We start from the raw sequence: 25808 nt of genomic DNA on the forward strand, positions 1-25808 counted from the left end.
GGGATGAGTGTGAGTTACTCAAAAAAATCAAAGGGACCTATGAGGAGGTCCCTTTGGTTTTTCCTGATTTGAGCGCTTTACGTTCACTCTGCTCCCACTGTCTTAATAGCGGATATGGATCAAAGGACCAGTCTGTCCAGCCATTGTCCCGGTATATACCATAGTGTAGATGTGGTGGGAACTTGCCTTGGGTACCCGGTTTCCCATAGCCCGAGCTTCCGACCCAGCCCACCGTCTGACCAGGCGTGACGATGTCTCCGTTATGAACGGTTTTATCAAAGCCGGAAAGGTGTGCATAGTAGTGATAGCGGTTGTTGAGATCACGAATACCGATTCGCCAGCCTCCGAAGGGATTCCAGCCCTTCATTTCAACTACACCGTAGCAGGTGCTGCGAACCGGAACTCCGTAGCCAGCAAACAGGTCAGTCCCCTCGTGTATACGGTAGCCCCCCCAGCTGCGTCGGCTTCCCCAAGTGCTGCGGTAGCTATAAATGCTGCCTAGAGGCAGCGGAAAAGCTTGACTGACCAGATCAAGTTTGCCATACGTCTGATACAGCTTGGCAAACTGCTGAACTCTTTGAACCGAGCGGCTGTTATGGTAATATTCCCACACGGCAATACCAAATTCATCCTCGTTATTTCCATACTTTCCGAGATAAGAAGCGATGCTGAACAGCAAATCATTGTCATTATTGCGGTCAGCGATTCCATCGCCTGAGCCGTCTTGTCCCAGCCCGGAAAATAGTTCAATGGAACGTGGATTTTGATCCTCGGCATCAGGGTTCAACAGACCGGACCATACCGGTCCCGTCACAAAAATACCTATCATCCGTTCCGCATGCTTGCGATCCTTGGGATGGGCCACCGTGAGTGTGCGTTCGTACTGGTCGATGGCAGCCAGTCTGTACCAAGGGACTCCTGTCAGGGCTTCGATGGAGTGATATAAGGCAAGTCTGGACGTATACGATGAAGACGAAGCATGTGAAGCATCCATATTTGCTGTCAGGTTATTTCCGGCTGACGAGGACTTTGTGTGCTCGGCAAGGGCATGAGCAGGAAGCGGACAAGCCGTTGTCAGTGTAGTAGCGCACAACAGCAGCGATAACAGACGAACAGCGCGGACTGCCCGCGTAGGGTAAGACACGTGAACCGACCTCCTATAAAAGGGCTTAAGCGCCCGGTAAATTCTTGGCCCGTATTTGCGTAAATAGGGCGCTTTTGATTAGATTGAGCCATATCCGCCGCTTTTATCCATCTCAAGAGTTTACTTTTTCCGGCATCAATGTCATATCAAAAAGGGAACAATGAATGGAGGTTTTTCCATGGCTTTCATGCTATAATGTATGGCAATGACAGCTTAAGCTTATCAGAAAGAAGGTCTATGCCATTGTCTAAAAAAGTGAAGGAAGCTAAACCCGATTGGATTCGTATTAAACTTACGACAGGCGATAACTATCAGGAAATCAAGAGCATGATGCGTTCCAAGACATTACATACCGTATGTGAGGAGGCACGATGCCCTAATATATATGAATGCTGGGCCAACAGGACAGCTACATTTATGATTTTGGGTGATATTTGTACGCGTGCGTGTCGTTTTTGCGCAGTAAATACGGGAATGCCTACGGAACTGGACTTGCAGGAGCCTGAACGCGTCGCAGAAGCGGCTGAGAACATGAATTTAAAACACTGTGTCGTAACCAGTGTGGCCCGCGATGATTTGAAAGACGGGGGCGCTACAATATTTGCAGAAACGGTTCGTGCGATTCGCCGCCGATTACCTTTTTGCAGTGTAGAAGTATTGATTCCCGACTTTATGGGCGACATTGAGTCGCTGCGAATCGTCATGGATGCCAAGCCAGATATTTTGAATCATAATATTGAAACGGTGGAACGCATGTCCGACAAGGTTCGGGCTAAAGCGAAATATCACCGCTCTCTGGAGCTGCTTCAACGTGCAAAACAATTAAATCCGGCGATCCCAACGAAATCAAGCATCATGTTAGGTGTCGGAGAAGAGTGGGACGAGATCTTACAAACCATGGATGATCTGCGCAAAGTCGATTGTGACATTATGACAATTGGTCAATACTTGCAGCCATCCGAGAAACATTTATATGTGCAAAAATATTATCCACCGGAAGATTTTGCGAAGTTAAAGGAAGAGGGATTACAGCGAGGATTCAGCCACGTCGAATCCGGTCCGATGGTCCGCAGCTCCTACCAAGCGCATGAGCAGGTGAAGTCGGCCGCTCAGCATAAGGAAGAAAGCGCCCTTTCGCAGGTTTGATCCGGGAAAGGCGGTCAGAATAGCTTGTTTCAAATCGGTGGTAAAAACTATGAAGTGTTGCAGGATCACAAGAACGGATGGAATCCCGAAGCCTTTCGTGATCGATATAGTGAAGTGTTGGATCGCTATGATTATATTATTGGCGATTGGGGTTACAATCAGCTTCGTCTGAAGGGGTTTTATCGAGAAGGGCACCCCAAAGCCAATAAAGATACATCCATTGTGGTATTGGACGATTATATTAATGAATACTGCAATTTTGGCTGTGCCTATTTTGTGTTGCAAAAAAGCCGTGAAGTTGAAAATAATAACGACACCAGTGATGACTTCGTTCCTCCCGACATCCAGCAGTTGGTAGATGCTCAAAGGGAACAAGCGGGGACGTTAGATTCCGAAGAGCGCCAAGAGGTATCGCAGCCTTCAGCTGGACAAACGGAAAGGCCACAACCACAGCAGGATTCCGCAGCTACAGAGGAGTCGCGAGTGGAACAGCCTACAGAAGCCCGTCAACTACGCGAGTTGCAACGTAGGGAACCGAAGGATGCGCAGGAAGTACGTGAACGACAGCCACGTGAAGCTCGCGAAAGTCGCCCATCCAGAGAAGGACGTGAAGGAAATCGGCAGCGTGAAGCACGTGATTCGCGCCAGCCAAGGGAACCGCGTGAAGCAAAGGATGGGCGAAGTTCGGGGGAAGGGCCTCAAGCCCGGGAACCACGTAGGCAGCGCAATCCACAGGGGAATTTCGATAAAAAGGAATCGCGTGGGCCACGCTATGATCGGCAGCCAAAGGAAAATCGGGAGGGACGGCAAGTTCGTGTCTCGCGTGAACCCGAGGGCCAGCATCAAAAAAATAAAACATTCACATCTCCACAACAAAACGGTTCCTGAATTTTCAGGAGCCGTTTTGTTTGTAAGTTCACCCCAAGCCGCCAATGGTTTATGACCAGCTTTTTGCATGTTTTACAGTAATATCAATGAATTTCAATAAGGCGGGAGAAATCCACTTGTTTTTGTGATAAGCCATTTGAGAAAAAATTTTTGGAAAGCCACCGTCACAGTGAATGATCTTTAATTTTTCTTGATGAAGTTCCTCTGCAACTGTCATGAAAGGTAAACAAGTAATACCTAGCCCACTCATTACACACTTTTTGATGGCTTCAATACTCCACAGCTCCATCATTTGTGAAGGCGTAATCCCTCGCTCTTCTAGGTAGTTTTCAAACATGGCACGGTAAATACAGTCTTTTCCGTTGGTGATCAAGACCTCAGTAAGCTGTTTATTTAAAACACTTATTGTAGAGTCAGGACTTGCTACAATGACAATAGGTTCTTCCATTAAGGAATGAACAATTAAATTAGAATCATGTAATTCCGGCAACATGACAAACGAGAGATCTGCACTCCCATTCAGGATCGCTTTTTGATTATCTCCACAGGCGGCATTACTAAGTTTAATACGCACATGGGGATATTTAGTCCTATATTCACTTAATATCGGTTCTAAACGATAGACCGTTAGAGACTCAGGAGCCGCTATTTTTAACTCTCCTCGCACTGCCTTCTCGTCATTTGTAATGTTTTCAATCTTGTGATAAGTATTTAAAATTTCTTCTGCATAACCCAGTAACCTTTTTCCGACATCTGTCAATTTTATTTTTCGTCCCATTCGATCAAACAGGGGTGCCCCGATATGTTCTTCCAGAGCCTGAATATGAGAAGTCACTGTAGATTGAGTGTAACCCAATAATACTGCTGCTTGTGTGAAGCTCCCCGATTCAATAACTTTTTTGAATGTAACAAAATGGCGTATTTCCACTACTTCACCCACTTAAATTTCAATTAGCTATGTCTGATAGTATCATAAAAATCAATGGATTAATTCATGTATTTCAATTTTACCGATAAATAGACCTATATTACAATGAATAACAAACCTTATTCAACCATCTTTGATTTAGAGGAGAGTCTAACTAAAATGGATTTTGCAGCATTCCTTTCGTATGTCATTATTACATCTTTTACTCCAGGACCCAGTAATTTGTTGATGATGAATGAAGCAAGAAGATTCGGATTCAAGGGATCGATGCATTTCATAATTGGAATTATTTCCGGGTTTATTATTCTTGGTGCAGTAACCACCTTGTTAACTACACGCTTATATCAGTGGTTACCTAGGGTAGAACCTTACTTTAAAGTCATTGGTGCTGCATATTTATTATATCTGGCTTGGAAAATTGCTCTGCCCAAAAAAAGTGATGATCAGGATACGTACCGTCAGTTTTCATTCTTCTCAGGTTTACTTTTCCAAATCTTTAATGTAAAAAGTATCTTGTTTTTTCTGATAGCGATGTCTACTTTCATACTTCCGTATCATGATTCAAATGGTGCTGTGCTCTTTTTGATGTGTTTAGCCATCCTCATAGGTTGTAAAGCATTATTACTGTGGGCGATATTTGGTTCGGCTTTTAAAAAGATTTTTACAAAATACGATAAAATCATCAATACGATCATGTGTCTGTTGCTCATCTATTCTGCCGTTACTATTTTCTAAAAAAGAAAGACCCGTCTGTTGTGTAAGACGTGTCTTTCTTGTATATCTCCCAATAGGCTGGCCCGATGGGGTCGGAGAAGGCTAAGGATGGAGGGAGTACCCTCCTGATCGATTAAAAAAAAGAGCCAGGATCGGCTCTTTTGCAGGTTCTAATTGAGGAAAGCGTTGCGTACCCGATCCCAAAATGGGAAAGGACGGTAACGAGCGAAGCTGATCTTCTGACTTGCAACCTGACATCGAACAGAGATCAAGTCATCCACAGGAAAGTTCAGGTGATCTACAGTCAGTAAAAGACGCTGATCTTTCCGTGAAAAAATATCACAATGATGATGTTTTGGCAGTAGCAGGGGGGATCCCAATGTCCGGTACACACGGTTATTAATGGAAGCGATCTCAGTCAACTGTAATGCTTCAATGGTAGGGTGAACCATAGCTCCGCCAAGTGCTTTATTATAGGCGGTTGTTCCTGAAGGTGTAGAAACACATATACCATCACCACGGAACATCTCAAAGGTGATATCGTTAATATCTACTTGGGCAACGACCGTGCCATCTACCCCTTTTAATGTAAACTCATTTAAGGCAATAAAAGAAGCATTGCCTGACTTCTTGTGAATTTCCAACTCAATCAGTGGGTACTTAACGATTCTCGGGTTAAGCGGTCCCTTAGATCCGCTTTGGCTCATCAGGTGGATTAGCTCCTCCAGCTCGTCCGCACGCCAATCCGCGTAAAAGCCCAGATGACCGGTATGTACACCAACAAAGGCAATATCCGGAATGCGGTCAATGAAGGTATGAAACGCATGAAGCATCGTACCATCGCCTCCAATAGACACGACGATTTCCGGCGATTCGGCATCCAGCTTGAAATTCTTTTCTTGGGCAAGACGGTGAAATTGCTGACTCAAGTCCATGGAGTGCTGATCCCCGCGATCCAGAACATAATATCTCAAGATGAAAAGCTCCTTTGTCATGGGTATATATCGATCATAATCAATTATGAGCAAGAACACAATCGTTCATTGCCGGTGTGTTCCTTTCAATCGTATGAATAAGCGACTTGTACCCACGCTTAACCAGGAGAGAGCAAGCATTCCGGCCAGTATGCAGGCAAGAAGCAGCAGACTGTGCAGCAGCATAGCGGACGAGAAGCCAGGGGACCATGCGATATCGTGTACCGGAGAAAAGACCGGAGAGCCTCCCTGCCCCATTAATGGGCGCCATAATACGAGAGCTAGCAGTGCAGAGATGATCCCGTGCGCAGCCCGGGCCAGCAAAAAAGGCATATAGCGGAGATTCGTCATATTTAAAATACTTGCAACCTGTGCATGGACGGATAGCCCGCCCCAGGAGAGAACAAAAGCTGCTGCGGCTACCTTGAACGGTAATGCCGCTGTTGCAGCTTCACCTGCAGCTTGCGCACCTAAAGTGACTTCAAAAATACCACCTACGATGGACTCTGTTAATGTAGGAGGAAGACCACAGGCAGACAATAGGCTAGCCGTAAGCAGGTGAAGCCCGCTCATTAAGCCGGAGTTCGTCAAAGCTTCTAAAATGACGCAGAAGAATACAACCAGCCCTCCTACGACAATAATAAGGCGTAGGGAGGAAGCAATCGCCTGACGAAGCAACTCACCCAATGGACGGCCATCTTCCAAACGTGCTGTATGCATGGCATATAACGCTTGGCGCAGTGGCCCAGGCTGTTTATTGAGACCTGTTGTTAATGTGTTAGCAGACTTCGACCAGGCTTTTTGAGGAGGTTGAGAGCGTTCGCTGCGAATATCGTTTTTCTCTGAACGGGAACCATGGAAGCGCATGAGTAGTCCGATGATGAGAACGCCACCGTAATGGGCCGCTCCCAGGACGAGTGCAATTTCGGGTTGATGGAAGAAGCCAACAGAAACTGCACCAATCAGAAATATTGGATCAGAGGAAGTCGTAAACGCGACCAAACGTTCACCTTCAATGCGAGTGATCCATTTTTGTTCCCACAACTTAGCGGTTAATTTGGCCCCTATAGGGTAGCCGGATGCACAACTGACCGCCGCGACAAACCCCCCGCACCCAGGTACACGGAATAGAGGCTGCATCAGTGGGTCCAGTAGCGCACCTATGAAATGGACAATTCCAAAGCCGAGAAGAAGCTCGGAAATAACGAAAAATGGGAATAGGGACGGGAACAGCACATCCCACCAGATGGCAAGACCGCGAAGCCCGGCATTCAAAGAAGATTGCGGATACGCGGCCATCAGTATGAATAGGAATAACAGCATAAGGATGAGCAAAGGAAGCGAGAAACGGCGGTACAGCGACATAGAGGCCCCTCCTTTGGAGTTGTACTATTATACCTATGTCGAGGATGGACAAAGAGTACAAAAAAGTAAAGAAAACGATTACATGGAATGCTGTTTTTTTGTAAAGAGTATGTTAAAATAAGAAAACAACGATTCCATAACCTTAAGGATGGAGTGATCAGGATGAGTATCGTTGCCGGTCTGTTTGTATGTGCTTTTGTGTATGTCATTCGTGCCTCTCTCGTCCATCCCGGTGAAGAGGATTGGCGGAGTTATTAGTGGTATTCATGGAATGACGAAGCGATGTGCAGTGAAGCAAACCTCTTCATATGTTAAATTGATAAAATGACGCTTATTTTTAGCGTCATTTTTTGTTTTTTGTTATAATACGAGTGTATATTTATTACCATAGCACAGAAAGTTGGAGGAAAAGTGAATCCTAGCCTGAGCATTTATGACAACCTTGGGGGTGCGGAAGGTATTCGTGCTATTATTGAGGCCTTCTACCCGAGAGTTTATAAAGATCCGTTGTTAAGTCCCCTGTTTCCTAAAGACATGGAGCCGGTAAAGGAAAAGCAATTTATGTTCCTGAGCCAGTTTTTTGGAGGGCCGTCCCTCTTTTCTGATGCATATGGTCATCCGATGTTACGTGCCAGACATATGAAGTTCCCCGTGACGGAGGAGCGAGCAGAGGCATGGTTGTCTTGTATGGCAGATGCGTTAACGGATACGGGAATTGAGGAGCCGCTTCGTTCCATCATACTTAGTCGTTTGTCCGGTCCTGCGCATCATTTTGTAAATACCCCGTAAGCTTTCGGGGATTGCCGAATTTTGGAGAGGGTTGTAAAAACATTGGAACTTGAACCGTTATATCAGATCAAAATCGTCTGTCCGCAATGCGAACAAGAATTTCAGACATCCCGTGTCAGACCAAGCCTAAAGAAGGCTATTCGTACCGATTCAGATTTTTGCGCTTATTATAAGAACGAAAATCCCGATTTTTATGTCGTACGGGTCTGTCCTCATTGTGGATTTACTTCGACAGAGCACTCTACCGTTCAGTTAAGCGATCAGCAAACCAAGCTATTTAAGGATAAAATCGGTAATCGCTGGCAGCCTCGCGAATATGGCGGGCATCGTAGCTGGGAAGAGGCGTTAGAAACGTACAAGTTGGGTTTACTCTGTGCACAGGTCATCGGAGAAAAGGAACGCGTAGTAGCCAGTCTATTGCAGCATATTGCATGGATGTACAGATACCAGGGGAATGAGGAGCAGGAGCTTCGCTTTCTCAAATTTAGTTTGGATTCCTATGTTCGAGTCTATGAGCTGGAGGGCGTTGGTGCGAATAATGCCAAACTGCTTTATCTGATTGGTGAACTGCATCGACGTACGGGGAACTTTAACGAAGCAGTGCGCTGGTTTTCGCGTGTCATTAATGATAAGAAAATTATGGATGCAGCGATGATTAGAGCTTCTCGTGAACAGTGGTCTGTCCTGCGTGAACAAATGCTGGCAAAAAACTTCCAGCTACCTGAGGAAATGCAGAACGCAAGCTCCTCTTGAAGAAATAAAGGTGTGCACTATGACCAATTTAGGCTCATGGTTCACACCTTGTTTGTAAAACGAGTTATCTTGCAACTGCCTCATGAATTAATGATGGCGCAACGTGGTATCTGACAGCAAATAATCGTCGTCACAATCCACCAAAGTAACCTTGTTATGGCAGCATGGAAACACAAGCAGCTTTTTCATGCCTTCATGAATGAGCTTAAGCTCTTTGGGCTTCAGGGGCAGCAAGACGTTATCATGGTTGCAAAACGGACAAGACTGTACATAAACATCTCCCATGACAATGTCATAAGGCCAGGTTTTATCAAAAGGAATCATGATTTGTCCGATTCTCCGCCGTTCGAGCCAGCGGCTTCTTCTTTAGCTAGTTCGGCCAGCTTTTGCATCAAAATGTGCTGGGGTGTATGCATAAGGTGTTCCAGCGGAATGCCGAGTTTTTCGGATAATTTCACAGCCGTTTCCGGCGAAATTTGTAAGGGTCTCATCCTGTTTTCCTCCTAATTGTAGTGATTGTACCATCACGATGTAGCTTTATTGTATATGAAACCACATGAATTCGCCAAAAAAGAAAGGTGGAACTATTATGAAAACACCGTTAAAGCAAACATGGGATTTGGAATCTATTTTTAGCGGAGGCTCTTCCTCTGCCTCATTTCATGCATTTTTGGAAGAACTGGAGAGCAAGGTCCAACAGCTGCAATCCCAGCTTAAAGTAGCCAAAGTGCCACAAACGGTGTTGGATACCGAGCGTCTGGATAGTGTTCTGAATAGCATACAGGAGCTGTTTAATGGAGCATCGCAGGCAGGTTCTTTTGTATCTTGTTTAACTGCTCAAAATCAGCATGACAAGCTGGCTGTTCAACTGGGGGCGCGTGTCAATTCGTTGTATGCCCAAGGAAAAAGTGCTTTAGTCGCTTTCCAGAACTTGCTGGCACAAACCAGTGAAGACATTTGGCAGAAGTGGATGGAGCGCGAAGCGATCAAGCCGATTTCTTTTGTCCTGACTGAATACCGGAACGAAGCGCGCGAAAAAATGGCTCCTGAGTTGGAGAGCCTTGCATTGGATTTGGCAGTGGATGGCTACCATGGCTGGGGTGACTTTTATGATACCATTGTCAAAAATATGACGATCCCGGTGCCTGAAAATGGTGAAATTGTACATCTGTCTGTAGGTCAGGCAGCGAATAAACTGGATGAAGCAGATCGCAGCGTACGTAAAGACGTATTTGCACGTTGGGAAGAGGCATGGACTCAGGTAGAGGACTACTGTGCCGATACGCTGAATCATCTGGCAGGTTTCCGCCTCAAGCTATATGAAAACCGGGGCTGGACAGACGTGCTTAAGGAACCGCTGGAAATCAGTCGTATGTCAGCCCAAACGTTGGATACGATGTGGCAGGTGATTAATGAAACAAAGCCTATTGTAGTCAAATACCTGGAGCGGAAAGCCAAGCTGCTAGGCTTAGAAAAACTGTCCTGGCATGACATTGAAGCTCCGCTGGGAACATCGACCACTAAAATCCCTTACGACGATGCAGCCGCAACGATTGTTGAGCAATTTGGTAAATTTAGTTCGAGAATGGCTGACTTTGCCCAGATGGCTTTTGAGAAAAGCTGGATCGAAGCAGAGGATCGTCCAGGCAAACGTCCAGGCGGGTTTTGTACATCTCTGCGTCTAAGCAAAGAAACCCGTATTTTTATGACCTATGCCGGTTCACCATCCAACGTTTCGACACTGGCCCATGAGCTAGGACACGGTTATCATCAACATGTGATGAATGAATTGCATCCATTGAATCAAAATTATGCTATGAACGTGGCTGAGACAGCATCGACGCTGGCAGAACTGATTGTATCAGATGCTCTGCTGGAAGCTGCTGAGGGTCAGGAGAAGGTAGCTTTGCTGGAGGATAAAATTCAGCGTGGTGTAGCCTTCTTTATGAACATTCATGCCCGTTTCCTGTTTGAAACCCGTTTTTACGAGCTGCGGAAAAAAGGTGTTGTAGGAGCACAGCAATTAAGCGAGTTGATGGAAGAAGCGCAGCGTGAAGCGTTTTGTGGGGTTCTGGATGAGGCTCATCCTCATTTTTGGGCTTCCAAGCTGCACTTCTATATTACGGAAACTCCTTTCTACAACTTCCCATACACATTCGGGTATATGTTCAGTGCAGGGATTTACGCTTTTGCGAAGGAAAATCCGGATGGCTTTGCTGACCAATATGATGCTTTGCTGCGTGATACAGGTCGCATGACAGTAGAAGAACTGGCCTCCAAGCACTTGGGGACCGATTTAACACAGGCTGACTTCTGGCGTAACGCCGCACAAGTTACTGTTCAGGATATTGAGCAATTTTTGCAAATGACAAAATAACCGTGTTACATTTTAGAAGGTCTCCCGTAAGGGGGGCCTTTTTTGTGATTTTTGCAGAGGATGATGAATAAAGTCGCAAAATGTCGAAGTGCAATTGATGCTACCTGTTAGCGAAATTTAAAATGATGGATATACTTAGAAAATAGTTATAAATACCCAATTATGTTGAATTTGATTGTAAGCTTAAAAACCTTCGCATATAATTGAGCCGTAAGACCTATTAAATATTTTCATATAAGGTATATAGGAGGGTTTTTGATGGATGAAGTAGGTCAATTGTCGTTGGCGAGGCAGATGGATATTGTTTTTAAAGAATTGGATAATGAATTGGCGGGTTTATCGTCAGGGATCGTATTTGTACAAATACGGAACAATGTGGTTGGTAAATTTGGGATTCGGCATAATCCAATTGCAGGCAAAGGTGGCACATTTGCAGCAGTAGACCCAGGCTTATCTGTAGAGCATCGGGACCATTTTCGGCGTATGGCCCTGGAAACGCTAAATCACAAGCGTAGCTGGACTCATGGTGAGATTGCTTTCGATTTTGCCATCAGACAAGGAACAATCTTGGTAGATGCAACATTAGAGTCTAACTACAACATGGCGAATCTCATGATCCGCTATAACAAGCCTACATATCGCGTGGCTAAATCTGAATAACTATCGACATTAAAAAGAGCAAAGAAAAGCGGCCTTCCGAAGGAAGACCGCCTTTGTTATATACCCGTTATAACGCATTTTGGTAAATTACGATAACGGAATGCTCATGTGGAATAATGACGCTTATTGACCTGAACGACCTGATAATTGCTGTTCGGCCAGCTGTACTAAGCGTTTAGTGATATAGCCTCCCAGAGACCCAGCTTCACGGGACGGCATATCACCATAGTAACCGTCTGCCGGAATGGTGATGCCCAGTTCTTGCGCAGCTTCATATTTCAATTGTTGCAATGCGTTGTTGGCTTGAGGAACGACCAGAGTATTGCTACGACGTCCTCTGCCTTGATTGGCTTCATACATGTGTAGTCACCTCCTTCGGCTGTGATGAGGTTAGTATGCGACAGAGTTATGAAAATATGCGCCGAAGGAAGAAAAGCGACTATAGGGAAATTAAGGATATATGATATGAATCTGAGTTTTGAGGTCGATGGATTGTTGAGGCTCCAGACGAATCAGCCCACCATCTCCGACTGGGTCAGGAAAATTGGGAGCATCAGATAGCCAGGTATAAGGCTCAATGCAAAGATACTGATCGCATTCCCCTTTGGTATATAGTACCCAATACTTAAAGTATTGCTCATCTGCGGTGTAGCGGATTTGATAGCCATCATCACGAGTCAAAACAGCTTCAGCAGGGCCTTCCGCTGCTCGCAGCACAGTATCCAAATTTGTTCCTTTCAAAGATAAACCTGAGGAGAGCTGTTCCAAATGATCTAAAGAAGTAATGACACCTGTAGGCAGCTGCTCAGCATCCTGTTCATATACTCCATTCACCGGTAGCTTCAGGCGCCAGCGCTGAGGTTCTCCATCCACCATAAACCAAGTGTGGTATCCCAAGCCGAATGGGGCTGTTTTTTCACCTAGATTAGTGACGCGCAGCGTTTGGCTTAATACAGTTCCCTGCAAACGATATGTCATTTCCAGCCGCAAAGGAATGGGGTATTGTTCCATCCAGTGCGGATCACTTTCTGTCAGAAACTCGGTTGTTACGCTGCAACCTTCTTCATCCTCTTCAATATCGCTGCAACGCCAGGATTGATTACGGTGCAGACCGTGTATATGATTGTCGTTGGCTGTATTACGGTCAAACTGATATGGGACGCCGTCAAACTCAAATTGTCCTTTGCGAATTCGGCCAGGAGGAATCAAAATAGGTAAGCCAAAATGATATGGCTTTTGTAAATAAAATGCCAATTCTTCCTCGCCAGGTCGACGTACGATATCCCGGTTCAGCTTCAGATCACGCACGGAGATAATATTATTCCCCAGACGAGGGATCATTGTAACTTCCAATTCACCACTATGTAAAACATACGTGTCGTAACCGTTCCAGTGTTCTTTGGTCACTTGTTTCATATTCATGCTCCTTTGTCCACTATAATCGGTTGAAGCTTCGTGTCATTATGATAACAGATTTTTGGTCATATGGCACAATCGTCATTTGACAATAACAGTAAGCGGAATTATCATTAATGTAGCTTAGAAAGAAATGACATGGATAACACGATGATGAGGACAAGTAAGCTTTTGCATAAGCTCTTCAGAAAGCCGGTGGTGGATGAGAATCGGCGAGCCTGCACTGCTGAATGGACCTTGGAGTGCCGCACAGAACAGGATTTTACTTTCCTCAGTATGACGGCCGATTGCTCCTCGTTAACGGAGCTTCAAGATTGCAGCGGCCACGTAGGATAGCTCCGACAACTCATAGGCTGACAGCAATGAATAAGGGTGGTACCACGGTCTCGCGTCCCTTGAGGATGCGGGGCCTTTTTGCGTTCTAAAATATTGAAATAATCGGAGGAGGAAGAATATGAAAACCGTACTTTCAGGTATTCAGCCTAGTGGACAACTTACTTTGGGTAATTACATCGGCGCAATGAAAAACTTTGTCAAATTGCAAGAGGATCATCAATGTTACTTTATGGTCGTAGACCTTCATGCGATTACTGTACCGCAGGAACCAGCTCAATTACGTGAGCAGTCGGAGGCGGTAGCGGCATTATTTATCGCAGCGGGTATTAACCCAGAGAAATCCAATGTCTTTTTACAATCCCATGTTCCTCAGCACGCTGAGCTGGGATGGTTGATGACAACACTGACGAATATGGGCGAGCTGGAGCGTATGACTCAGTTTAAGGACAAAGCCGCTGGCAAGGATTCCGTAGGAGCAGGGCTGTTCGTATATCCGTCATTGATGGCAGCTGACATTTTGCTCTACAATGCGGACCTTGTCCCAGTAGGCGACGACCAAAAACAGCATCTGGAGCTGACACGTGATTTAGCGGGCCGCTTTAATCACCGTTATGGAAATTATTTTACTGTTCCCGAGCCGTATATCCCTGAAGTAGGGGCGAGAATTATGTCCCTGGATGATGCATCCAAGAAAATGAGTAAGAGTAATCCGAATGCAGGCAGTTTTATTGCACTGCTGGACGATCCAAAAGTCATACGCAAAAAAATCAGCCGCGCTACTACCGATTCGGGCAGTGAGGTTAGATATGATCCAGCCAATAAACCGGAAATTAGTAATCTGATGGGCATTTACAGCCAATGTTCCGGTTTGTCGCTCCAAGAAGTGCAGGATCGCTATGAAGGCCAAATGTACGGGACATTTAAAAAAGAACTGGCAGAGACGGTTGTAGCTATGCTTGAACCGATTCAGCAGCGCTATCGCGATATCCGGGAATCCGGTGAAATTGGACATATTTTAGCCCAATCCGCAGAGCGTGCTCAAGAAGCTGCTGAAGTCACGCTGTCTGCGGTCAAAGAGCGCATGGGCTTTTTGCCACGTCTACGCTAGAGCCAATTGAAGACAGACAGATGGGGTCTTCTACAAATTAACTTAAGAACGGCGTTGTCGGGCCTTGATTACGAAGCCCCAGCCGATATTACCGACAGATAAAAGTCCCAGTAATATAGCAAGCCATGCAGAATAGCTGATGGATATAGCGGCTGCTGTCAGCAGGACAATGGATGAAACGGCGAACCATAGGGATAGACCTTTGCTCATGGTAAAAACCTCCAGCCTTCGAATGTTGAATTTCAGGAATAAGTAGATGTAAGTGAGCCATAATAATCTTGCAAGCTTGCAATGAACCTCACTCACAAAGAACTGAAAGGAGATTCAAATATGAGCAGACGTCGTTCAAACAACCTGCAAGTACCGCAGGCCAACGCCGCTTTACAACAATTAAAATATGAGGCAGCTCAAGAACTTGGCATCACCATCCCTCAGGACGGTTACTTCGGTAATGTCGTTTCCCGCGAAACAGGTTCTCTTGGGGGATACATCACGAAAAAGCTGGTCCAACAAGCAGAACAATCCTTGTCGGGCAGCAGCCGCTTGCAGTAATACACATAAACACTCCCATCTTGGAAGCTGTATTATGAGCAGCTGTGATGAAGAAAATCCGGAGCAATCATGCTCCGGATTTTTTTGCGCATGTTTATGACCATTGTGAATCACGTTAGTCTGCTTCGTCAAGAGGGCGCTTTCATGAAATACTTTTTTTACGGGAATAGTCAAAAAAACAGCAAGCCCCCGTTTAAGGGAGACTTGCTGTCTGTAATACACTCGGCCTATTGTTAGCTTGGAAATATTTTTAATTCGTATGCAAGGAAAGACGTTTTTGCATCTTTTCGTCACTGAGCCATCCAATATAACTGTTGATCAGTCCGAATTGCTTATCCATCGCGACCACCGCCACAAATGGATATTGCCTCCGGTGTCGATACCTGACGTCTCCCCATCGCACAATATAGCCCCACTCCAGTTCTTCCACCTCGGCAACGGCAAAGGAGGAAAAATAGCGAAATGCTTGCACATCGCGATAGGATTTGGAGGCCTCTACGGCTGGATGTGTGGATGGAGTTGCGTGTTTCGTCCAAAATAAATGCTTGCCATTTAATCCGCCAATGTCATAGCTTCCATTCTGATGAGCTTTTACCACATGCCACCGGTTCCATGATACCGTGGGAATGATATAATAGGTGTCGCCTTCCTGATGTTTATTGTCCATATCACGTACCGCTTTTCTGGTAAAAAAATGACTCCAGGTTCGCCAAATGTAATACAGGCCAATAATGACGTACAGCGTAATAAATAAGGGGGCGGGCGGAACCAATCCGGTGATCCACAGCATGATCGCAGCAACATGGGTGCCGAAAATAAAGGGATCAAAAATATGGATGATATTCCAAGATATCCACTTATTCGTAAACGGCCGAAATGCCTGGGTTCCGTACGTATTGAATAAATCTGTGAATACATGCAGACAGACGGCAATCGTTACCCATAATGCTACATGACCTGGGGGTACATCCCTGAAGATCAGGCAAATCAGTCCCGTTATGGACAAGATCCATATCAACCAGAAGGGGATAGAATGCGACAGTCCACGGTGATTGCGAATATACGCTGCATTATTTTTCAACCGAAGCAAGGTGTCAAAATCCGGAGCTTGTGACCCTACGACTGTAGCGAGCAGTATGACCGCTGCTAGTTTGGGATCTCCGGCGACGACAGGATCAGTATAGGCCAGCCCGGCCAACCCGACTCCCATGACAAAGTGTGTGGCTGTATCCATATCTGTCGCTCCTTTTGTATTGTTTCCTGTACTTATTACTACCCAAATTTACTGTAAACGATCAGCAGGGGTGATTTGCCATCTGAATTGTGAACGTTTTGTGCGTTTTCTGTCAAACTTTTTGGGGTAGGTATATGATAAAATTTATATCGGAGTTCAACTTACTCCCGAATTCATACATCTCTAAGGGGGAGTTACTCACAATGGATAATATTAGTTATAAGACTTCTTCGGATGCGGCTACCTATTCTGTAAAATCTAAACCACCCGGTAAGGCGGGAACTTGGAAAGATTTTATTACAGTTACCAAGCCAGGCATCCTTCGTACTAATCTGGTTGCAGCCTTCGGTGGTTTTTGGTTGGCATCGCAATGGGACGTTGACTATATAAAGTTAATTCTTACACTCTTAGGTACAATGCTGGTTATGGCGTCTTCTTGTGTCTTTAACAACTACTTTGACCGTGAGTTGGATTTGAAGATGGAGCGCACACGTAATCGCTCACTGCCAACAGGACGTCTGACCCCTACAACGGTGTTGTCATACGCTATTATTTTGGGTATTGTCGGATTGGCTGTTTTATTCTTCTTCTCTGGTGTGAAGGCAGGACTACTGGGCATATTGGGTATGTTTGTCTACGTTGGCATCTATACACTCTGGTTGAAACGTTCCTCTACATGGAGTACATCCATTGGCGGTATTTCTGGGGCTATGCCTCCGGTAATTGGTTATGTGGCCGCATCGGGCCGTATTGACATGGGTGCTTGGCTCTTATTCGCACTACTGTTCTTATGGCAACCTCCTCACTTCTGGGCACTTGCCATTCGCAGAGTTGAGGAATATCGCGCAGCAGGATTTCCATTGCTGCCAGTCGTGAAAGGCATCCATCGGACTAAGATTCAGATGATTCCTTATATTGTGCTGCTGATCCCGGTACCCATCCTTATGTATGCTTATGGATATGCCGGTATGATTTTTATGATCGTGTCCGTGTTACTGTCCGTGCTTTGGGCGTTTTATGCCTTTAAAGGCTTTACGATTAAGAAAGAAGAAACGGATTCGTGGGCAAAAAAAGTATTTTTCTTTTCCATTAACCATTTGACACTCAGCTTCTTGCTGATGATCGTTGATACGGTTCATAAGTTCTAATACCAATCTTAGAAGCTGTACTATATAGAGCTGTCCAACAGGCATGAAATTGACCTGAGGACAGCTTTTTTGTTATTTGCAGGACTAAAGAACAGGAGGGTATACAATGTATTCCTCAAGCCCTGCTTTTTCCAGCTGGGCAATTACATATTCATCTGGAGTACCTTCTACGCCTGCATAGCCTTTGCGTGTATACATATGAAGGGCATCCGGAAAAGCGTCTGCAAGCACACCTCTTATTTTTTTCCCTGAGCTGTCGTTGTCCATAAATAAAAATATTTCGTCATGCTTGGTCCGCTGGCGGAGGGATTCTAATTTTATTGAGTTTAGTGTGCCGAAGGTGCATAAAATGTTGACCTCCGGATCGAGTAATCGGCGGAGTTTACTGCGGTCATTTTTTCCTTCGACAATCACGGTTATCGCCATTTTGCTCACCCCTTGCTTGATGCCTGTGCTCGAAATTCCCCGGGAAATGAAAGAATATGTGTATAGTTTAGCTCTAAAAGGGGTTCTCATGCAAAAAACAACAAAACAGCCTGCCGTAAGTGGCAGGCATGGGTTACAAAGCCGGATGTTAGGGCTAATTAGAACATTAGAACCAGCAAGTACGAAGAATGATGACGAGCAGAATATAAAGAACAAGAATGGTACCAGTTGAAGTTCCAAAAACAGGGCAAGGGCTTACAGGATGACAGTGGCTCATGGGCTGCACCTCCCTTTGTATTGAATTGTTCAGTCAAATTAGTCTATGAGGAGCAGGGTATTAGGTACTGTGCGTAAGCCCTCTAGAACGTATTTTGGGCTTTAAAGGTAGCATCTCAGCATGGCCCCTTAGTTATAATTAGGAATGGTAAGGACCCGAGGCAGATAGTGGTGGTGTAGGAGATAATCGCTGAACAGGAACGAATAGTAGACCAGTCATCAAAATTAGAAATGCGATAAAAAAAGGAGATATGTGATCCGGAAGCTGACCCGCCAGTACAGGCCCGGCAAAGGAGCCGATAGACGTTGCAATGGATTGTAGGGCAAAGGTTTTGCCCAATCGAGCCCCTCCGATTCGTATGAAAAGAGAGGCCAGCGCTGGAAAAATGATGCCTTTGGCTGTTCCCAAAATAAACAGGGTGATGCCTATGGTCGCTTCAGGCGTGGTGGCGAGTGCGTAGAAGCTTAAAGACATCAGAATAATGCCGCAAATTAACCTTACCATCGGTGAATATTTGTTCAGAAAAAGCAAACTGAGCGTACAGAGTGCTCCCAAACTGATGATGGAAAAGAGCAATCCGGTGGACATCATGGACGCAGAACCGTTATTTCGTAATGGGATCTCGTAAAATAAAATGCCTTGTGCGCACGCCAAAACAAAAGGTAGAAGCAGGTAACGCCAATTGAAGGGTAACCGGGTCTGTGCTGCTGACTGTGGAGCAGGTGTCGTATGACCATCAGATAATTGGGCCTGCGGAGCGGGTGCTTTTTTGGGTAAGGTGAAATAAGCCATAAGCCCCGTGATTACGAGAATGATACCAAGGGAGCTAAATGTCTCGCTAAAGCCAAAGCTGGCTACGATAAATGCGCCCGCAGCTGGAGATAGAACTGAGGCCAACGTGTGGACAACACCATGTCCCGACATATATTTTCCCTGCGTAACCGGATGATCGGACAGTTGCGCCAGCATGGCCAGACAGGCTGGAGATAAAAAGGCCAACACATAACCACTAATCGCACGCAGAAAAAGCAATTCCCACGGTGTATGGATGTACGATTGAATGATCAGGATCAGGCCTGCGGCTGTCAGGCTGAACATAATATATCGGCGACTGCCGTGTTTGTCGACTTTGGGACCTGCCATCAAATTGCCAGGCAGGTGAGTCAGAGAGTAAATTCCCATCATCCAACCGATAAAGGTAGGCGCTGCCCCCAGAGAGATGGCGAATGGTGTCAAAATAGGATATTGTGCATGCAGATCAAAAAAGGCAATGAACAAGAAGAGATACAGCCAGAGGGCTGTTTTCATGTGAATGACCCCCTTTCCTAAATGTAAACTTTCATGTTACTTCGTATTGGCCCTTCCTAAGTTGTACGCCAGATTGGACGAACATAGACCACTTTGTATGGACAAGAATTGATTGACAAGGTATGTATAAGACCTAAGCTGACAGGACATTGCGTAATCATGTATAATTACAGAGACAATTTTGCAATTTGAATCATGTAGTTGGAAACGGGAGTGTAGCGAATGGATAAGAACGTCTGGTCAGAGTTTTTGGAACATAATTGGCAGATCGTTCAGGATAACTGGCTGTATATAGTGATTGGGCTTGTCCTATTGTTAGTCATATTGAAGATTGTAAGAACTCTCGTAAAATGGCTGATCGTCATTATTGTGATTGCAGGCTTGCTAGTCTACAGTGGTATTTCCTTTGAACAGGTTGGCAAGGTCGTGACTCAGGCAAAGGATGACGCAATTAACAAGGTTCAGAGCGAGGCTTTGAACATGATGATAAAAGAGGGGCAAAATGCCAAATACACCTCCAACGGAGATGGTACATTTACAGTGACCAGTTCCAACCTGGAAGTAAAAGGTCCGTTTGAGGGAGACAAGGTCAAGGTATGGTTTCAGGGAATGTCGCTGGGCGAATGGAATATGAGTGACACCGTCAAGAAATATATCGAAAGCGCGAAAGACTTGGCTGCTGCACAGCCGCCACAGTCGCCGTAAAGACAGGAGGAACACAATGAATCCATCCTGGCTGGAGTCTATTCTTCATTGGAATGGCGTGACGGTGTTTCTGATCGCCATCGTAGTATTGTCGTTAATACAGGGGTGGAGGCGAGGAGCCTCCAGATCTGTAGGTGCGCTGTTTAGTCTCATTGTGGATGGCATACTCACTGTGGCGGGTATTTTGTGCTCGCTCGGGTTAGCCATGTGGCTTTCACCAAAGGTGCAGCAATGGCTGGCAGCTTACATGGAGCATTTGCCACAGCGAAAACTAAGTGGGATTGAGCAATTTTATTATACGCTTGTGGCGGGGATAGAGGGTTTTCCGCTGCTGCGGTTTGCCGTATTGTTCATGCTCAGTTATGCTATCGCCCAGTTTATACTGCGTGCCATTTATGTGCTGATGGTAGGTGGCAAATCAGATTTCTCTCTCCATGAGCATCCCCAAAAATCGGGCTTTTTCAGCAGGGTGGCAGGGGCCGGAATAGGTACTCTTATTGGTGGAGCTCGCGCCATGATGATCATAGCCCTGCTGTTCATAGGCGTAAGTCTGTACCCAGACAGCGGGTTTAGCAGCTACGTACAAGCTTCGCCGATTTATAAGCAAGGTGCGCAATCGGTCATTGAGCCGTTGTCCGGGACTCTGATTAAGGATAAGCTCCCTGTATTTACGCAAGCTGTTACCAAGGAATTGAATGGTATCATGCAGCGCAAATACGAAATAATTGACCGAGACATTCCAAGCGATATCGTTCAGGCAGCGGCCAAGATTACAGAAGGGGCTAGCGGTGACGAGCAAAAAGCCAGAGCGTTGTATGAATGGGTAGGCACCCGCATTAGCTATGATTACAGTAAGGTGGAAGCCTATGAGCAACGTGGTGACTGGCATGAACAGACGCCCAGAGATACGTTTGATACACGTAAAGGAGTGTGCATTGATTATGCCCGCCTGTACTCAATGATGGCTCGTTCGCAGGGACTACAGGTCAAGGTCGTAACAGGTCTTGGATACAACGGACAGGGAGGATACGGGTCCCATGCCTGGAATGAGGTGTATTTGAGCGGACAGCATCAGTGGGTTCCGTTAGACCCGACCTGGGCACAAAGTGGAGACTGGTTTAACCCGCCCGGTTTTGCCCAAACACATATCAAGGATAAAGTGATTTAAGAAGGAGTGGAAAAGGGCACATGAGAAAGATGGACAACGAGCAAGGAAAAGACAATGAGACATCCGACCGAAAAAGATTTAGCTTCCGGATTAATCTGTTCTTTTTCAGCTCGTTCATTATATTTACAGTCATAATTGTAAGATTGGCGATACTTCAATTTGTAGATGGACCTCAGCTCAAGCAGCAGGAGGCCAGTAATGTTACTAAAAATGTACCACTTACGCCGATTCGCGGAACGATTTATGATTCAACCGGACAGAACCGACTGGCGTATTCGACACCTGTACAATCGCTGTATATCACGCTCTCCAAGAACTATAGTGACAGCATGGAGAATTTGCGTAATCCAGATAAGAAGTTATTGCCTGAGCTAGAAAATATGACACAAAAGCTGGCAAATCGATTTGCTCAATATGGCAATAAAGATGAGCCGCAAATGACGGCAGAGCAAATTATGGACGCTATGGATCGGAACTATCAACGATTTAGCGGTTTTACGCCGCGTCTGATCAAAACGAATCTTAATAAAGATGAAGTTGCCTATTTTATGCAGCATAAGAGTGAGTTTCCAGGCGTAGATGTCGTTGAAGAGACGGTACGTCATTACGATCCTGATACAGTAGCTGTTCAAGCGGTCGGTTATATTAAAAGTTATAAAAGTGCGCGTGAAACGTTGGATAAATATAAGAATATTCAAAAATCCATGTCAGCTGAAAATGATCCGGGCCTCATTTATATGGATAATGAATCTGTTGGCTTTGATGGACTGGAATATCAATATCAGGAACAATTGCGAGGGAAAAATGGCTATAAAACGGTTCCGATTGATCCTCGAAACATGCCGGAGGGTGTAGATTCTGTTACTCCTCCGCAAAAAGGGAACAACATTTATTCCACGATTAATAAAGAGATTCAGGTTAAAACAGAAGAAGCCATTACGGATCAATTGAGATGGCTCCATTCACACGCTGTGTCTGGCAAGACTCATCCTTATGCCAAAACAGGCTTCGCTGTAGCGATGGAAGTAGATACAGGAAATGTGGTAGCTATGGCTAGTATGCCGGATTACGATGCAAATTATTGGCAAACTGGAAATATATCCAATGATAACTATAAAAAAATTCAAAATGTATATTTAAATGGTACTATCCGCTCCTTTGGATCAGGTCAACCGGGCCAGCATCCAGAGTCAGTTGTCCTGCTCGGTTCCACCATTAAACCACTTTCAGTGTTAATAGGTCTGGAGGAAGGTTTATTCAGTACTTCATCTTACTACCAGGATACAGGAGCAGCCTATTTTGGGCGTAACAATTCTTCACGAGTACGGAACTCTTCTGGCCACGTGTATGGCGGGTTGGACCCGGCTTCTGCCATACGGCATTCCTCGAATGCATTTATGGTCGATATGGTAGGTAAGAGATTGTATAACAAATACATTAATAATGCCAAGGAAGATCAGGGTGTGAATGTATGGGACCGCTATATGAAGGAGTTTGGGCTAGGTGTGTCTACGGGTGTGGATTTACCAAGTGAATGGTCTGGTCGCAGAGAGTATGCTCATAATTCGAAAGAGTCCTCATTATCTAAACTGGCATATGCTTCTTTTGGTCAGCAGGGTAAATATACAACGCTTCAGCTTGCACAATATACAGCAGTATTGGCTACCAAGGGCAAACGGATGGAGCCCCATTTGGTCAGCCAAATTAAAGATACCAACGGCAATGTAGTTCAAACAATTAAACCGAAGGTGCTAAATGAAGTGAAATTTCCGGATGCCTACTGGAATGAAGTCATACGCGGGATGGCGACAGATGTTAGCGCATTTAAAGGTTTTCCGTATGACTTTGCTCGCAAAACGGGGACATCTCAGCAGAGTGTAGGCAGGGAACTGAAAGATAACGGGGTATTTATCGCCTTTGCACCGCGTCAGAATCCTAAACTTGCAGTAGCAGTTGTCATTCCTGAAGGAGGCTTCGGAGCTTGGAGCGCCGGACCTGTGGCGCGTAAAATCTTTGATGCTTACGACGAAGTGTACGGTTTGGACGGTGTTCCAAAGAAAAAGGACGCAGCGACAGCCGATCCTAATACAGCCAAACAGCCATAATCATTTTTATACAGATATTATTTCAGGTAAGCTTTCCCTAGCCACTGAGCTGAGGAAAGCTTTTTTTTGTGTTTTTTTATACGTTTTCTTACAAAATTGTCATCTTGGATTTCCTTGTTTCTTGTTTCAAATATGGTAGGATCAGGAATATGAGACCTATTGGAAGGAGTAATGATCAGCTAATATGGACAGAGGAAGTTTGGATAAAAAATTTTCATTCAAAAAGAAAATTGGTGAAGAGGACGAAGAAACGCGAAAACAGCGGACGGTTTTACGAACCAACCTACTGTTTTTTAGTGTTTTTGTGCTGTTTGCCCTGATCATTACCAGACTAGCTGTATTGCAGTTTATACAATCAGAGGAGCTGAAGGGCCAGCAGCAATCCATAAATACAAAAAATGTTCCGCTAACCCCGAGTCGCGGTACGATTTATGACTCCACGGGTAAGGTTAGACTGGCATATTCGACTCCAATGCAGTCCCTGTATGTGACTTTGCCTAAGGATTATAGCAAGCGTACGGAGAAAGGTCGCAAGCCGGGGGACAAGCTGCTCCCTGAGCTTAATGCTTTTGCTGGCAAACTTGCTAGCAAATTAAACGAGTTGGGGCATAGCGAAGGAGAGCGACTTGATGCAAAGGAAATTATACAACGACTCGACCCGGATTATATTCAATATAGGGGATTCACCCCACGTTTGGTCAAATCCGACCTGAGTCAGAAGGAAATTGCTTATTTTCTGGAGCATCGAACAGAGTTTCCAGGTATAGAGGTTATAGAAGAAAGTGTACGCCATTATGACCCGGATCGGGTGGCAGTGCAAACGATTGGATATATGTACAAATTCAAAGGAGCTCGGGCGAACCGACCCAAATATAAAGAGTTGTATGAAGCCAATTCGGAGGTTCTAAGACCGGAAGAAGTGTATTCGGAAAGCGAAACAGTCGGATATGATGGCTTGGAGCTTCAGTATCAAGACGAGTTAAGAGGGAAAAACGGCTATAAAACGGTAGAGGTTAACCCTCGAAGCATGCCGGAGGGTATTAGATCCATTACACCTCCAGCGAAAGGTCACCATCTGTACTCTACCATCAACAAGGAAATTCAACAAAAAACTGAACAGGCGATTATGGATCAACTCCGCTGGCTTCGTACCCATGCCGTATCGGGTAAACTTCATCAGGATGCAACTACTGGCTTCGCTGTAGCAATGGAGGTAGAGACCGGACATATCGTAGCAATGGCCAGCATGCCGGACTATGACTCGAATGTATGGAAAACGGGAAGTGCGTCGCCTTCAGTGTATGACGATATTCAGCATAAAATGGGGAACGGAACGATTAAATCTGTACCTAGTGGAAAAGGGGGTCCGCACCCGGAATCCTCGGTTCTGCTGGGTTCAACCATTAAGCCGCTGACTGTGCTGATCGGGTTGAAGGAAAATCTGTTTTCGCCTGGACAAACATATCAGGATACAGGAAGTGCGTACTATGGAAAAAATCGCTCCAGCCGAGTCGGTAATTCAGGCGGACATGTGTATGGTTCACTAACACCTAGTAGGGCGATTGAGGTCTCGTCAAATACGTTCATGGTCGATATGATCGGCAAGCCGCTGTATGCCAAATACGGAAGTAATGCAGGAATGCATCAGGGAATTGATGCATGGGACAAGTATATGAAGCAATTTGGACTGGGTGTACCGACGGAAGTCGATCTGCCCGGTGAGTGGGCAGGCAGACTGGAGTACACCAGTAAGCATGAAAGTGCACTGACACGTTTGGTACAGGCATCCTTTGGTCAGCAGGGGAAATATACAGCGATGCAGCTGGCCCAGTATACGACTGTACTGGCAACCAAGGGCAAGCGAATGCAGCCTCATCTAGTCAGTAAAATTGTGGATGACCAGGGGAATCTCGTACGTGAGTTTAAGCCGAAGGTGCTGAATGAGGTCGCTTTTTCAGATACGTACTGGAATACTGTGATTCGCGGCATGGCTACCGATGTTAAAGCCTTTAACGGATTTCCCTATGACTATGCCCGCAAAACGGGGACTTCTCAGCAGGTGGTGGGACGTACGGTTAAAGATAATGGGGTATTTATCGCTTTTGCTCCGCGTCAAAATCCGAAGCTGGCTGTAGCCGTGATCATCCCGGAGGGGGGCTTTGGTGCGACGAGCGCGGGACCCGTTGCGCGTAAAATATTTGATGCGTATGACGAAGTATACGGGCTTGATGGTATTCCCAAAAAGCCTCTGGCAGCGAATTAAGGACTTGAATACTTTTGTGGGCTT

26 protein-coding genes, 1 pseudogene and 1 other annotated feature are annotated in these 25808 nt (G+C 45.5%); of the genes and pseudogenes, 14 read left to right on the plus strand and 13 right to left on the minus strand.

Annotated features, from left to right (window positions below):
• Window positions 1–37: 37 nt before the first annotated feature.
• Window positions 38–1144 (minus strand): M23 family metallopeptidase, encoded by a 1107-nt coding sequence (locus ACXHJ1_RS11725; RefSeq protein ID WP_457906099.1) that lies wholly within the window; start codon window positions 1142–1144, stop codon window positions 38–40.
• Window positions 1145–1387: 243 nt separating this feature from the next.
• On the opposite strand from ACXHJ1_RS11725, the gene lipA reads away from it, so the two are divergent.
• Both lipA and ACXHJ1_RS11735 read left to right on the plus strand, forming a co-directional pair.
• A complete protein-coding gene (lipA, locus tag ACXHJ1_RS11730) occupies window positions 1388–2290 on the plus strand; it encodes a lipoyl synthase (RefSeq protein ID WP_107734733.1) in 903 nt (300 codons plus the stop codon).
• A gap of 24 nt (window positions 2291–2314) precedes the next feature.
• Entirely contained in the window at window positions 2315–3178 is an 864-nt protein-coding gene (locus ACXHJ1_RS11735) for a YutD family protein (RefSeq protein WP_107734732.1), read from the plus strand.
• A 49-nt stretch (window positions 3179–3227) separates the two neighbouring features.
• Here ACXHJ1_RS11735 and ACXHJ1_RS11740 read toward each other — a convergent pair whose 3' ends face one another.
• On the minus strand, window positions 3228–4106 hold the full coding sequence (locus ACXHJ1_RS11740; RefSeq protein WP_107734731.1) for a LysR family transcriptional regulator: 879 nt from the start codon (window positions 4104–4106) through the stop codon (window positions 3228–3230).
• Window positions 4107–4265: 159 nt separating this feature from the next.
• Between ACXHJ1_RS11740 and ACXHJ1_RS11745 the strand changes: the two genes are divergently transcribed.
• Window positions 4266–4841 (plus strand): LysE family transporter, encoded by a 576-nt coding sequence (locus ACXHJ1_RS11745; RefSeq protein ID WP_107734730.1) that lies wholly within the window; start codon window positions 4266–4268, stop codon window positions 4839–4841.
• Between the two features lie 149 nt (window positions 4842–4990).
• Here the strand turns inward: ACXHJ1_RS11745 and ACXHJ1_RS11750 are convergent, their stop codons facing one another.
• Complete coding sequence (locus ACXHJ1_RS11750) at window positions 4991–5794, minus strand: NAD kinase (RefSeq protein WP_017427262.1); 804 nt, start codon at window positions 5792–5794, stop codon at window positions 4991–4993.
• Between the two features lie 66 nt (window positions 5795–5860).
• Entirely contained in the window at window positions 5861–7159 is a 1299-nt protein-coding gene (gene ylbJ, locus ACXHJ1_RS11755; RefSeq protein ID WP_457906100.1) for a sporulation integral membrane protein YlbJ, read from the minus strand.
• 411 nt (window positions 7160–7570) lie between these two features.
• On the opposite strand from ylbJ, the gene ACXHJ1_RS11760 reads away from it, so the two are divergent.
• Window positions 7571–7948 (plus strand): globin domain-containing protein, encoded by a 378-nt coding sequence (locus ACXHJ1_RS11760; protein WP_013372940.1) that lies wholly within the window; start codon window positions 7571–7573, stop codon window positions 7946–7948.
• Window positions 7949–7990: 42 nt separating this feature from the next.
• Complete coding sequence (locus ACXHJ1_RS11765) at window positions 7991–8701, plus strand: DUF2225 domain-containing protein (protein ID WP_017427265.1); 711 nt, start codon at window positions 7991–7993, stop codon at window positions 8699–8701.
• An 87-nt stretch (window positions 8702–8788) separates the two neighbouring features.
• Here the strand turns inward: ACXHJ1_RS11765 and ACXHJ1_RS11770 are convergent, their stop codons facing one another.
• Complete coding sequence (locus tag ACXHJ1_RS11770; RefSeq protein WP_013372938.1) at window positions 8789–9025, minus strand: hypothetical protein; 237 nt, start codon at window positions 9023–9025, stop codon at window positions 8789–8791.
• Entirely contained in the window at window positions 9022–9192 is a 171-nt protein-coding gene (locus ACXHJ1_RS11775; protein ID WP_016819983.1) for a YycC family protein, read from the minus strand. Before ACXHJ1_RS11775 ends, ACXHJ1_RS11770 begins: the two co-directional genes overlap by 4 nt.
• 98 nt (window positions 9193–9290) lie before the next feature.
• On the opposite strand from ACXHJ1_RS11775, the gene ACXHJ1_RS11780 reads away from it, so the two are divergent.
• Both ACXHJ1_RS11780 and ACXHJ1_RS11785 read left to right on the plus strand, forming a co-directional pair.
• A complete protein-coding gene (locus ACXHJ1_RS11780) occupies window positions 9291–11078 on the plus strand; it encodes a M3 family oligoendopeptidase (protein WP_016819984.1) in 1788 nt (595 codons plus the stop codon).
• A 258-nt stretch (window positions 11079–11336) separates the two neighbouring features.
• A complete protein-coding gene (locus tag ACXHJ1_RS11785) occupies window positions 11337–11738 on the plus strand; it encodes a hypothetical protein (RefSeq protein ID WP_025365776.1) in 402 nt (133 codons plus the stop codon).
• A gap of 123 nt (window positions 11739–11861) precedes the next feature.
• Here ACXHJ1_RS11785 and ACXHJ1_RS11790 read toward each other — a convergent pair whose 3' ends face one another.
• Together ACXHJ1_RS11790 and ACXHJ1_RS11795 are read right to left on the minus strand one after the other, a co-directional pair.
• A complete protein-coding gene (locus ACXHJ1_RS11790) occupies window positions 11862–12098 on the minus strand; it encodes an alpha/beta-type small acid-soluble spore protein (RefSeq protein ID WP_013372934.1) in 237 nt (78 codons plus the stop codon).
• Window positions 12099–12188: 90 nt separating this feature from the next.
• Complete coding sequence (locus ACXHJ1_RS11795) at window positions 12189–13154, minus strand: aldose 1-epimerase (protein WP_017427268.1); 966 nt, start codon at window positions 13152–13154, stop codon at window positions 12189–12191.
• 141 nt (window positions 13155–13295) lie between these two features.
• Window positions 13296–13553: a binding site (T-box leader), on the plus strand.
• A 55-nt stretch (window positions 13554–13608) separates the two neighbouring features.
• Between ACXHJ1_RS11795 and trpS the strand changes: the two genes are divergently transcribed.
• Entirely contained in the window at window positions 13609–14598 is a 990-nt protein-coding gene (gene trpS, locus ACXHJ1_RS11800; RefSeq protein WP_457906101.1) for a tryptophan--tRNA ligase, read from the plus strand.
• 42 nt (window positions 14599–14640) lie between these two features.
• Here trpS and ACXHJ1_RS11805 read toward each other — a convergent pair whose 3' ends face one another.
• A complete protein-coding gene (locus ACXHJ1_RS11805; protein ID WP_016324694.1) occupies window positions 14641–14808 on the minus strand; it encodes a hypothetical protein in 168 nt (55 codons plus the stop codon).
• A gap of 120 nt (window positions 14809–14928) precedes the next feature.
• On the opposite strand from ACXHJ1_RS11805, the gene ACXHJ1_RS11810 reads away from it, so the two are divergent.
• Window positions 14929–15150, plus strand: a complete 222-nt coding sequence (locus tag ACXHJ1_RS11810; RefSeq protein WP_013311857.1) for an alpha/beta-type small acid-soluble spore protein — start codon at window positions 14929–14931, stop codon at window positions 15148–15150.
• A 250-nt stretch (window positions 15151–15400) separates the two neighbouring features.
• On the opposite strand, the gene ACXHJ1_RS11815 is transcribed toward ACXHJ1_RS11810, so the two are convergent.
• A complete protein-coding gene (locus ACXHJ1_RS11815) occupies window positions 15401–16384 on the minus strand; it encodes a metal-dependent hydrolase (protein ID WP_457906102.1) in 984 nt (327 codons plus the stop codon).
• Between the two features lie 203 nt (window positions 16385–16587).
• Between ACXHJ1_RS11815 and cyoE the strand changes: the two genes are divergently transcribed.
• Window positions 16588–17532 (plus strand): heme o synthase, encoded by a 945-nt coding sequence (gene cyoE, locus ACXHJ1_RS11820; protein WP_016819989.1) that lies wholly within the window; start codon window positions 16588–16590, stop codon window positions 17530–17532.
• 84 nt (window positions 17533–17616) lie between these two features.
• On the opposite strand, the gene ACXHJ1_RS11825 is transcribed toward cyoE, so the two are convergent.
• From ACXHJ1_RS11825 to ACXHJ1_RS11835, 3 genes and pseudogenes are all read right to left on the minus strand, one after another.
• Window positions 17617–17958 (minus strand): toprim domain-containing protein, encoded by a 342-nt coding sequence (locus ACXHJ1_RS11825; RefSeq protein WP_017427271.1) that lies wholly within the window; start codon window positions 17956–17958, stop codon window positions 17617–17619.
• A 166-nt stretch (window positions 17959–18124) separates the two neighbouring features.
• A pseudogene (locus ACXHJ1_RS11830) lies at window positions 18125–18193 on the minus strand (YjcZ family sporulation protein); the annotation flags it as partial.
• Between the two features lie 180 nt (window positions 18194–18373).
• On the minus strand, window positions 18374–19543 hold the full coding sequence (locus ACXHJ1_RS11835) for an MFS transporter (RefSeq protein ID WP_107734726.1): 1170 nt from the start codon (window positions 19541–19543) through the stop codon (window positions 18374–18376).
• A gap of 222 nt (window positions 19544–19765) precedes the next feature.
• Here ACXHJ1_RS11835 and ACXHJ1_RS11840 point away from each other — a divergent pair, with 222 nt between their 5' ends.
• From ACXHJ1_RS11840 to ACXHJ1_RS11855, 4 genes are all read left to right on the plus strand, one after another.
• Entirely contained in the window at window positions 19766–20248 is a 483-nt protein-coding gene (locus ACXHJ1_RS11840; protein ID WP_457906103.1) for a hypothetical protein, read from the plus strand.
• 16 nt (window positions 20249–20264) lie between these two features.
• The gene (locus ACXHJ1_RS11845) at window positions 20265–21416 is read left to right on the plus strand and encodes a transglutaminase domain-containing protein (protein ID WP_457906104.1); all 1152 of its coding nucleotides are present in this window, start codon (window positions 20265–20267) and stop codon (window positions 21414–21416) included.
• A gap of 20 nt (window positions 21417–21436) precedes the next feature.
• Window positions 21437–23521: a peptidoglycan D,D-transpeptidase FtsI family protein gene (locus ACXHJ1_RS11850; protein ID WP_107734723.1), complete on the plus strand. Its 2085-nt coding sequence runs from the start codon at window positions 21437–21439 to the stop codon at window positions 23519–23521.
• Between the two features lie 184 nt (window positions 23522–23705).
• A complete protein-coding gene (locus tag ACXHJ1_RS11855) occupies window positions 23706–25784 on the plus strand; it encodes a peptidoglycan D,D-transpeptidase FtsI family protein (protein ID WP_457906105.1) in 2079 nt (692 codons plus the stop codon).
• Window positions 25785–25808 lie beyond the last annotated feature (24 nt).

The organism is Paenibacillus sp. ALE2, assembly GCF_054113385.1.